Here is a 10775-nt window from a genome sequence, read left to right on the forward strand (position 1 = left end):
CCGTGGCCCTGTGGGGCGTTTCCCACCCACCCGCCCTTGCTGCGCTTCGCGCGGTAGGGGCGGCCGGCTGCGCCGGCTCCGCCGCCGGGCGGCCGCGCTTGGTGCGCGTCGGCTGGGCGTCGGCCTAGCGGCCGGGCCGGTTGCCTTGGTGGCCGTGGCCCTGTGGGGCGTTCCCCGCCCGCCCGCCCTTTCCGCGCTTCGCGCGGTGGGGCCCGGCGCGGTCCGGCGGAGCCGCCACGGCTTTGCCGCGCGCAGCGCGGCGAGCGTGCGCCCGCCGCCCTCCGCGCGAAGCGCGGGAAGGGCGGGTGGGCGGGGGACCTCCGGAACAGGCAGGGCCCCGGCGGGCTAGCCCCCGCGCGAAGCGCGGAACAAGGGGCGGGTGGGTGGGGGAAAACCCCCCGCCGCGCAGCCGCGCCGCGCGCGCCCCGCGCGGAGCGCGGAACAAAGGGCGGGTGGGTGGGGGAAACCCCCAGGACCATCCACCGCGACGGAGTCGGGAACGCTTAGTGTCGGACCCGTGACCGTACGCAGCTACTCCTCCCTCCAGCCCGCCACAGAACCCACCGTGTGGACCCGCCTCACGCGGCGCGACTCGCTCGCGCGGCGGCTGGACTGGACGTTGGTCGGGGCCGCCGGGATCCTCTCCCTCATCGGGACGTTGCTGGTGTACTCCGCCACCCGGGGGCGGACCGACCTCAACAACGGGGATCCGCAGTTCTTCCTGCTCCGCCACATCCTCAACCTCGCCATCGGCGCCGGCCTCGCCGCCGTCATGGTGTGGCTCGGCCACGTCCGGCTGCGCAGCGCCGCGCCCGTGCTGTACGCCGCGTCCGTGGTGCTGTCGTTGGCGGTGCTCTCGCCGCTCGGTTCCACCGTGAACGGGTCCCGGAGCTGGATCCAGCTGCCCGGCGGGTTCGCGTTCCAGCCGTCCGAGCTGGTCAAGGTGGGCGTCATCCTGGCGATGGCCATGGTGCTCGCCGCCTCGCTCGAGAACGACTCGCGGACCCGCCCGGACACCCGGGCCGTGCTCCAGGCGCTGGGGATCGTCGCGGTGCCGGCCGTGCTGATCCTGTTGACGCCGGACGTCGGCCAGACGATGGTGCTCGCCGCGATCGCGCTCGGCGCGCTGCTCGCCTCGGGGACCGGCCGTCGGTGGATCCTCGGCCTGCTCGGCCTCGGGCTGTTGGCCGCGCTGGCGGTCTGGCAGGCGGGGTTGCTCGACGAGTACCAGATCAACCGGTTCGCGGCGTTCGCGAACCCCGCGCTCGACCCGGCGGGCGTCGGCTACAACACCAACCAGGCGAGGATCGCGATCGGTTCCGGCGGCCTCAGCGGGCAGGGGCTGTTCCACGGCAGCCAGACCACCGGGCAGTTCGTGCCCGAGCAGCACACCGACTTCATCTTCACGGTGGCCGGCGAGGAACTCGGCTTCGTCGGGGCCGGCCTTGTCATCCTGCTGCTCGGCGCGGTGCTCTTCCGCGGCTGCCGGATCGCGATGCAGGCCCCGGACATGTACGGGACGATCGTGGCGGTGGGGATCGTCACCTGGATCGCGTTCCAGACCTTCCAGAACATGGGGATGGCGCTGGGCATCATGCCGGTGACGGGGCTGCCGCTGCCGTTCCTGTCGTACGGCGGTTCGTCGATGTTCGCGATCTGGAGCGCCGTGGGGTTGTTGCTCGCCATCCACGTGCGCTCGCGGACCCGCCTGAACTGAGCTCCGCCGCTCGGCTCAACGCCGTCCGTTCCCTCGCCCACGACCCCGCCCGCGACCGCGTCCGCCGAGGCGGCCCATGCCGTCGACCAGGGCCGCCACCAGCCCGAGGAGGGCCACGCCGGCGATTGCCAGCCACCACACTCCGTCCACGTGTGCGACGGTACCCCGCGCTGGTGATTCCGCCCACACCGCGGCACGCACAAGGCGCGGTCCGGTCAGATGCGACTTAGAGTCGTTCGAACCCCACTATGGAGGTTCCCCCTTTCATGAAGCTCACCGTCGTCGGCTGCTCGGGGTCATTCCCGTCCGCGGACTCGGCCTGTTCCTGTTACCTCATCGAGGCCGAGGGCTACCGGCTGCTCCTAGACATGGGCAATGGCGCCCTCGGCGAGCTACAGAAGTACGTAGGCCTCTACGACATCGACGCGATCGCGCTCAGCCATCTGCACCCCGACCACTGCATCGACATGTGCGGCTACTTCGTGGCCCGTTACTACCGGCACGAGGGCGGCCGCTGCGACCCGGTGCCCGTCTACGGGCCGGAGGGCACCGAACACCGGCTCACCACCGCCTACGACGACACCCCTTCCGAGAAGTCGATGAGCGAGGTCTTCGACTTCCACACCCTGGTCTCGGGCGACACGTTCACGCTCGGCCCGTTCACGGTCACGGCCGGTCGGGTCACCCATCCGGTGGAGACCTACGGCTTCCGGGTCGAGCACGCGGGGCGCGTGTTCTGCTACTCGGGAGACAGCGGCCGCTGCGACTCGCTCGCCCAACTGGCCGCCGACGCCGACCTGTTCCTCTGCGAGGCGTCGTTCACCTATGGCAAGGAGAACCTGCCGGAGGTGCATCTCAACGGCCGGCAGGCGGGGGAGTGCGCGGAGCGGGCCGGCGCCGAGCGTCTGGTGCTCACCCACATCCCGCCGTGGACGGACGCCCAGGTCAACCTGTGCGACGCCAAGGCCGTGTTCGAGGGGCCCGTGGAGCTGGCCCGACCCGGCGCGGTCTACGAGGTGTGAAACGCCGTAGGCTCGCGGCATGTCACGAATCGACGGCCGCGCGGCCGATGAGCTCCGTCCCGTCCGGATCGAGCGGGGGTGGAGCAAGCACGCGGAAGGCTCCGTCCTCGTCTCGTTCGGGGACACCAGGGTGCTGTGCACCGCAAGCGTCACCGAGGGCGTGCCGCGCTGGCGTCGGGGCAGCGGCGAGGGCTGGGTGACCAGCGAGTACGCGATGCTGCCGCGGGCCACCAACACCCGCGGCGACCGGGAGTCGGTGCGTGGCAGGATCGGCGGCCGCACCCACGAGATCTCCCGGCTGATCGGCCGTTCGCTGCGCGCCGTCATCGACTTCAGGGCGCTGGGCGAGAACACCTTCGTGCTGGACTGCGACGTGCTGCAGGCCGACGGCGGCACCAGGACGGCCGCCATCACCGGCGCCTACGTGGCGCTGGCCGACGCGGTGGCCTGGGCGCAGCGCGAGAAGCTGGTCAAGGCCAGGTCGCAGCCGCTGACCGGCGCGGTGTCCGCGGTCAGCGTGGGCATCGTGGGCGGGGTGCCGATGCTCGACCTGGCCTACGAGGAGGACGTCCGCGCCGAGACCGACATGAACGTGGTCTGCACCGGGGACGGCCGGTTCGTCGAGGTGCAGGGCACCGCCGAGGGCAAGCCGTTCGACCGCGCCGAGCTCGACGCGCTGCTCGACCTGGCGGTGGCCGGCTGCTCCCGGCTCGACGCCGCGCAGCGTGCCGCGCTCGCGGAGGGGTAGGACCCGGGCGTGAAGAACCGAATTCGAGCGACCGCGGTGGCCGCCGTCGCGATGATCGCGACGACCGGCATCAGCGTGGGATGCGACGTGCAGCAGGCGGTGGACTGCGCGCGGATAGCCGTCGACCTGACCGGCAACCTCAACGACCTCCAGCAGGCGGTGGACGCGGGCGACGGCGACGCCTTCGAGGCCGCGTTGAACGACCTCGACCAGAACGTGGAGGAGCTGCACGGCGTCGACGACGAGGATGCCGAGCAGGCCGGCGACTCGGTGGCCGCGGCGGTGGACAGCATCCGGGCGTCCGGCGGCGGCGAGGGCGGCGGCGAGATCCAGGTGGACCTGGCGCCCCTCGGGGACGCGATCTCCGCGCTCAGCGGGGTCTGCTCCGGTTAGTCCGGTTGACGTGTGAGACGCGGCGGTACGCCGACCGCCGCGTCACGTTCGGCACTTCGAACGCATTGCAGAATCTCGAACCGATCCCTTGACGTGGCTGGAAACAGCTCCTTAACGTGTCGAACCACCCGGTTGACTGCGTAGTCAGCCACAGGTGCCGGCGAAGGAGCTGGTCGTGCCAGGACGGGTCTCGATGCGGGAGATAGCCAGGCGAGCCGGCGTCTCGCAGAAGACGGTCTCGCGGGTCGTCAACGGCGAGCCGCACGTCAGCCAGGCGCTGCGGGAGCGCGTCCAGCGCGAGATCACCCTGCTCGGCTACCTCCCGGACGCCAACGCCCGCGCCCTGGTCACCCGCCGCTCCCGGCGGATCGGCGTCATCACCACCGACACCGGCTACTTCGGGCCGTCCTCCGTGCTGCGCGGCCTGGAACGGGCCGCCCGGGGCGCCGGCTACTTCGTCGGCGTCGTGCACGCCGACGAGCACGACGCCGAGGAGACCACCCGCTCCGTCCGCCACCTGGTCAGCCAGGGCGTGGAGGCCGTCGCCGTCTCCGCGCCCGTGGCCTGGCCCTTCGACCTGCTGGCCGGCGTGCCGGCCGGCATCCCGCTGCTGCGCATGGAGTACCCGGCCGGCCCGCCGGAGCCGGGCGTGATCCGGGTCGGCAGCGACGACGTCGGCGGCGCCCGGGAGGCCACCGAGCATCTGCTCGCCCTCGGCCACCGCACCGTGCACCACATCGCGGGGCCGCCGGCCTGGACGGTGACCGGCCGTCGGATCAGCGGCTGGCGGGCCGCGTTGCGCGCCGCGGGGGCTCCCGAGCCGGCGTTCCGGCACGGCGACTGGAGCGCCGCGGCCGGCTGCCGGATCGCGGGCGAACTGCTGCGGGAGCCGGGCGTCACCGCGCTGTTCGTCGCCAACGACCAGATGGCCATCGGCGCGATGTACGCCGTGCGGCGCTCGGGCCGCCGGATCCCGGAGGACGTCAGCGTCGTCGGCTTCGACGACATCCCGGAGGCCGCCTACCTCTCGGCGCCGCTGACCACCGTCAGGCAGGACTTCACGGCGATGGCCGAGCAGGGCATGCGGCGTCTTGTCGCCGCCGTGAGCGAGGAGGCCCCGCTCGGCGAGCCCGCCCAGGACGTGCTGATCCCCGGCACCTTCGTGGTCCGGGAGAGCACCGCACCACCGGCAGCACCCGTCCCACCCACACCATCGGCACCACCCACACCATCGACACCACCCGCACCACCCGCATCGCCGGCAGCACCCACACCACCCGCATCACCGGCACCATCAGCGACCCGACGGGCAGCGTTGCCCGAGAACGGGGGACGACGATGACCCTACGCACCCCACCCCCTCCCCGCAGCCGAGGTCCCGCCATGTCGCGGCGCGGGCTGCTGCGCCTCGGCGGCGGCGTCGGCGCGGCCGCCGTGCTGGGCGGCGCGCTCAGCGGCTGCGGCCGCGCGGCCGAGGCGGATCCCGTCACCTCGGGCACCGTGGACCTGTCGTTCTGGACCCACGACCAGGCCTACGTCGACTTCTTCGCCACGGCGGCCCAGAACGCGGAGGCGGCCGGCGGCGCCCCGTTCCGGTGGCGGCTGAACCCCACCAGGGCAGGGGCCCAGGACGTGGTGACCAAGACCATCGCCCAGGCCATCGCGGGCCGCGGCACCCCGGACGTCGCCGGCCTGGAGATCAACAACTTCACCCGGATGCTGCGCGGCGAGATCGCCACCGAACTGCTCGAACCGCTGGAGGGCCACCTCGACGCGGACGTCCGCGACGACCTGCTGACCGTCCGCACCGCGCCGTTCAGCAGGGACGGGCACCTCTACGCCCTCGACTCCGACGCGCCGCTGGTCGTCTACTACTACCGGGAGCCCGAGTTCGCCAGGGCCAGCCTGCCCACCGACCTCGCCACCTGGGACGAGCTGGCCGAGGCCGGCCGCCGGGCCCACGAGCGGCACGACGTGGCGATCGGCGCGGTGGCGGTCGGCAGCGACCTCACCCAGATCACCCAGATCTTCGACATGCTGCTGATGCAGCGCGGCGGCCGGTTCTTCGACGAGGACGGCACCCTCACCATCGAGACCCCGGAGGCCGAACAGGCCCTCACCTTCCTGGCACGCGGCGTGCAGGAAGGTTTCCTCACCACGGTCTCCGACTTCTACGGCCCGGCCATGCAGGCCGCCCTCAAGTCCGGCCAGCTGATCGGCCAGTGGATGGCCACCTGGTACAAGATCTACGGCCTGATGCCCAACGTGCCCGAGCAGTCCGGGCAGTGGCGGATCCGCCCGCTGCCGGTCTTCCCCGACGGCGGCTCGCGCACCTCGTTCACCGGCGGCACCGGCTTCGCGGCGCTGCGCGCCAAGCGGAACACCCTGGCCGGCGTCGAGCTCGTCAAGACGGCCTTCCTCACGCCGGCCGAGCAGATCCGCCGCTACGTCGACCTGGGCTACCTGCCCACCAGGCGCTCCGTCTTCGACGCGCCGGAACTCCTGCGGATCGAGGACGAGTACTGCGGCGGCCAGCGCATGGTCGAGGTCTACCGCGACCTGATCGACGAGGCGCCGGTGTTCTACCTCAGTGCCGACCGGCCGATCCTCGACACCGTGCTCAGCGGCCATCTGCTCCGCGCCTACCACGGCGACTCCACCCCGGCCCAGGCGCTGCGCGACGCGGCCGAGGACTTCCGTGGCCAGACCCGGAACCACGATTGAGGTGCCTCCGATGACGTCACTCCAGGCCACGCCGGCGCGCAAGCGCCGCCAGCTCGCGCCCTACGCCTTCATCGCGCCCTTCTACGTGCTGTACGCGCTCTTCATGGTGGTGCCGATCGGCGCCGCGGTCTATCTCTCGCTGACCGAGTGGGTCGGCCTCGGCACCCCGGAGTTCGTCGGCCTGCGGAACTTCGCCGACCTGGCCAGCGACACCAGCTTCCACAAGGCCCTCGGCAACTCGCTGGTCTTCGTGCTGGTGAGCGTCCTGATCGTGGTGCCGGCCGCGCTGCTCATCGCCCAGGCCCTCAACACCAGGGGACTGCGGGCCCGTGACCTCTTCCGGGTCACGTTCTTCCTGCCGATGGTGATCTCGCCGATCGTGATCGCCCTGGTCTACAGCCTGGTCTTCGACCGGCAGTACGGCCTGCTCAACTCCGTGCTGCGGGCCCTGTTCGGCGCCGGGAACACCGACTGGCTCGGCGACCCCACGATGGCCAAGGTCTCCATCGGCTTCGTGCTGCTGTGGCGCTGGGTCGGCTACCTGACCATCTTCTTCCTCGCCGCCCTCCAGGCGGTGCCCCGCGAACGCTACGAGGCCGCCGAACTCGACGGCGCGGGACTGATCAGGACCTTCACCGCCGTCACGCTGCCCGCCATCCGGCCGGTGACCGCGTTCGTCGTCGTCACCTCGTTCATCGGCTCCGCCCAACTCTTCGACGAGGTCTACCTGATCACCGGCGGCGGACCCGGCGAGGAGACGGTGACGGTCGCCATGTTCGTCTACCGGGCGGCCTTCGAACGCCAGCAGTTCGGCTACGCGGCCGCGGCCGGACTCGTCCTCTTCGTCATCGTCTTCGGGGTCAGCCAGATCCTGAACCGGGTGCTCTCCATCGGGAGGATCTCATGAGCGCCGTCGCCACCGCGCGAGACCGTCTTCCGGGAGCCGCCACCCCGCCGCCCGCCACCGGCAACCGCCCCAGGCGGCGCTACTCCCGCACCGGCCGGATCCTGCTCTACGTGACGCTCAGCGCGCTGCTGCTGGTCTTCGTCGCGCCGATGCTGTGGGCGCTCAGCGGCAGCTTCAAGCCGCGCGGCGACCTCTTCGAGTACCCGCCGAACCTGATCCCGTCCCCGGCCACCCTCGACAACTACCGCAACCTGCTGGACAGTCAGCCGTTCTGGAACTGGTTCGCGATCAGCGTGCTCACGGCCGCCGCCGCCACCGCCGTCGCGGTGTTCGTCTGCGCGCTCGCCGGATTCGCCTTCGCCAAGTACAAGTTCGCCGGGAAGCGGCTGCTGTTCTCGGTGATGTTCAGCTCGCTCTCGGTGCCGTTCGCCGTGATCCTGGTGCCGCTCTTCGTCCTGGTGGTGAAGTCCGGCCTGTCGAACCCCTGGTTCGCGCTCACCGTGCCCTGGGTGGCGCCGGCGTTCGGCATCTTCATGATGCAGCAGTACATCATCCAGTCCATCCCGGACGAGATCCTGGAGTCCGCCAGGATGGACGGCGCCAGCGAGTTCGGCATCTTCCTGCGGGTCGTCCTGCCGCTGCTGCGGCCCTCGTTGGGCGCCCTCGCCGTCTGGCAGTTCCTCCAGAGCTACAACAGCTTCATGTGGCCACTGGTGTTGATCTCCAACACCGAGGACTACACCCTGCCGCTCGGCCTCAACATCCTCTTCAAGGCGGAGGCGCGCCAGTTCGACCTGGTGCTGCCCGGCGCCGTGCTCGCCTCCGTGCCGACGATCCTGGTCTTCCTGCTGCTGCGCAGGCAGCTGCTCGAGGGCCTGTCCGCCGGGGCCGTCAAGGGCTGACCCCCGCCCCGGCCACGTCCCGTGCCCCTCGCGCAAGGAGAGAAGAACCACCATGCCCAAGCTCCCCGACCGGGTACTGTTCGGTGCCGCCTACTACCACGAGTACCAGCCGACACCCCGTCTCGAGGCCGACCTCGACCTGATGCGGCAGGCCAACTTCACGGTGATCCGGGTCGGCGAGTCCGTCTGGTCCACCTGGGAGCCTTCGAGCGGCGTCTTCGAACTCGACTGGCTCCAGCCGGTGTTGGACGGCGCCCACGAGCGCGGCATCCGGGTGATCCTCGGCACCCCCACCTACGCGGCACCACCCTGGCTCGCCCGCGCCTACCCCGAGATCAACGTGCGGCGCGGCGACGGCCGGCCCATGGGCTGGGGCGGCCGCCAGGAGATCGACTACAGCCACCCCGCGTTCCTCTTCCACGCCGAGCGCGTCATCCGGCGGATCGTCGCCCGCTACGCCGACCACCCGGCCGTCATCGGCTACCAGGTGGACAACGAGCCGGGCAACGAGATCTTCCACAACCCCGGCGTCTTCCAGCGCTTCGTCGACCACCTGCGCCACACCTACGGCTCGGTCGAGGAGCTCAACCGGGCCTGGGGCCTCACCTACTGGTCCCACCGGCTCTCCACCTGGGCCGACCTGTGGACCCCCGAGGGCAACGCCCAGCCCCAGTACGACCTGGCGTGGCGCCGCTTCCAAGGGACGCTCACCACCGACTTCATCGGCTGGCAGGCCGACATCGTCCGCGAGTACGCCCGCGACGACCAGTTCGTCACCACCTGCATCTCCTACCCGCGCCCCACCGCCAAGGACGACGACCTCACCCGCCGCCTCGACATCACCGCCGGCAACCCCTACTACCGGATGCAGGACTCGCTCGAACTCCCCTACTCCCGCGACACCGACCAGGGTTGGACCACCGACGGCACCTGGGCGCTCTACCAGTCGGCGGACCGGATGTACTCCTCACGCCAGGAGCCCTACCTGGTCACCGAGACCAACGCCCAGGCCATCGGCGGCCCCTGGATCAACGAGCCGGCCTACGACGGCCAGTGGCGGCAGGCCGCCTGGGCCCTGGTCTCCCGCGGCGCCACCATGATCGAGTACTGGCACTGGCACACCCTGCACTACGGCACCGAGACCTACTGGGGCGGCATCCTGCCGCACAGCCAGGAGCCGGGCCGGGTCTACCACCAACTCGCCGCCCTGGGAGCCGACTTCGAGAAGGCCGGCGAACTGGTCGCCCGCCTCACCCCGGACGCGGACGTCGTCCTCGTCTACTCCACCGACACCAAGTGGGCGCTCCAGGAGACGCCCATGCTGCCGGACGCCGACCGCGGCCCGGACCGCGGCTCCTACGAGGCCGTCTTCAACGCCTTCTACCGCGGCGCCTTCGAGGCCGGCCTCCAGGCCAGGATCACCCACCCCTCGCAGCTCTTCGCGACCGACCCCGCCGCGTACGCGACCCGCCACCCGCTGCTGGTCGCCGCGGCGCTGCTGATCGCCACCGACGACCAACTGCGCTGGCTGGAGCGGTACGCGGCGGCCGGCGGCCACCTGGTGCTCGGCATCCGCACCGGCTACGAGGACGAGGAGGCCCGCGCCAGGCTGGAGCGCAAGCCGGCCTTCCTGGCCGAGGCGGCCGGCGTCTGGTACGACGAGTTCTCCTCCCTCGACGGCCCACTGCCGGTGGTCGCCGCCGACGACTCCCCGCTCGACCTCCCGGAGAACGCGAGGGCGACCCGCTGGGTCGACGGCCTCCAACTCGCCGGCGGCGAGTGGCTGGCGTCCTACGTCCACCCCCACTTCGCCCGCTGGCCCGCCGTCACCACCCGCGCCCACGGCGACGGCCGGGTCACCTACGTCGGCACCGTGCCGGACCCCGCACTGTCCGCCGCGGTCCTGCGCTGGTGCGCGCCGCGTAAGGACGACGGCTGGCGCGCCGCGGCGCCGAGCCAGACCGTCACGGGTGCGACGGCCCAGGACGGCACGCGCCTGCGGTTCGTCCACAACTGGGCGTGGCTCCCGACCGAGTTCACGGTGCCGGTCGCTTCGCGCGACGTCCTCTCCGGGGACCGGCTGGCGGCTGGCGCCGCGCTGACACTGGGCCCCTGGGACGTCCGCGTACTCGCGGAGGTGTAGCCCCGGCCTGGGGGTTTCCCCCACCCACCCGCCCTTTGTCCCGCTGCCGCGGTCGCGGGCGCGCTGCGCGCGGGCGGTGGCCCGCCGGGGGCCCAACGGCGGCGGAGCCGCCTTGTTGGGCCCCTGCGGCCGTGTCCGGCCTGCGGCCGTGTCCGGCCTGCGGCCGTGTCCGGCCTGCGGCCGTGTCCGGCCTGCGGCCGTGTCCGGCCTGCGGCCGTG

The 10775-nt window shown here is 71.9% G+C and carries 9 protein-coding genes; all 9 read left to right on the top strand.

What is annotated here, in order from left to right; genetic code table 11:
* Positions 1-517: 517 nt before the first annotated feature.
* Positions 518-1717, top strand: coding sequence for a rod shape-determining protein RodA (rodA, locus tag ACYVPE_RS32900; protein WP_461037451.1), 1200 nt, complete (start codon positions 518-520; stop codon positions 1715-1717).
* A 266-nt stretch (positions 1718-1983) separates the two neighbouring features.
* The gene (locus tag ACYVPE_RS32905) at positions 1984-2739 is read left to right on the top strand and encodes an MBL fold metallo-hydrolase (RefSeq protein ID WP_461037452.1); all 756 of its coding nucleotides are present in this window, start codon (positions 1984-1986) and stop codon (positions 2737-2739) included.
* A gap of 19 nt (positions 2740-2758) precedes the next feature.
* The gene (gene rph / locus ACYVPE_RS32910; protein WP_132820214.1) at positions 2759-3487 is read left to right on the top strand and encodes a ribonuclease PH; all 729 of its coding nucleotides are present in this window, start codon (positions 2759-2761) and stop codon (positions 3485-3487) included.
* A 9-nt stretch (positions 3488-3496) separates the two neighbouring features.
* Positions 3497-3880, top strand: coding sequence for a hypothetical protein (locus ACYVPE_RS32915; protein WP_461037453.1), 384 nt, complete (start codon positions 3497-3499; stop codon positions 3878-3880).
* A 175-nt stretch (positions 3881-4055) separates the two neighbouring features.
* Positions 4056-5222, top strand: coding sequence for a LacI family DNA-binding transcriptional regulator (locus ACYVPE_RS32920; protein ID WP_461037454.1), 1167 nt, complete (start codon positions 4056-4058; stop codon positions 5220-5222).
* Between the two features lie 41 nt (positions 5223-5263).
* Complete coding sequence (locus ACYVPE_RS32925; protein ID WP_461037455.1) at positions 5264-6604, top strand: ABC transporter substrate-binding protein; 1341 nt, start codon at positions 5264-5266, stop codon at positions 6602-6604.
* A gap of 10 nt (positions 6605-6614) precedes the next feature.
* Complete coding sequence (locus ACYVPE_RS32930) at positions 6615-7511, top strand: carbohydrate ABC transporter permease (protein WP_461037456.1); 897 nt, start codon at positions 6615-6617, stop codon at positions 7509-7511.
* Positions 7508-8413 (top strand): carbohydrate ABC transporter permease, encoded by a 906-nt coding sequence (locus tag ACYVPE_RS32935; RefSeq protein ID WP_461037457.1) that lies wholly within the window; start codon positions 7508-7510, stop codon positions 8411-8413. Before ACYVPE_RS32930 ends, ACYVPE_RS32935 begins: the two co-directional genes overlap by 4 nt.
* A gap of 52 nt (positions 8414-8465) precedes the next feature.
* Positions 8466-10556 (top strand): beta-galactosidase, encoded by a 2091-nt coding sequence (locus ACYVPE_RS32940; protein WP_461037458.1) that lies wholly within the window; start codon positions 8466-8468, stop codon positions 10554-10556.
* Positions 10557-10775 lie beyond the last annotated feature (219 nt).

It is taken from the genome of Streptomyces mayteni, from assembly GCF_054783955.1.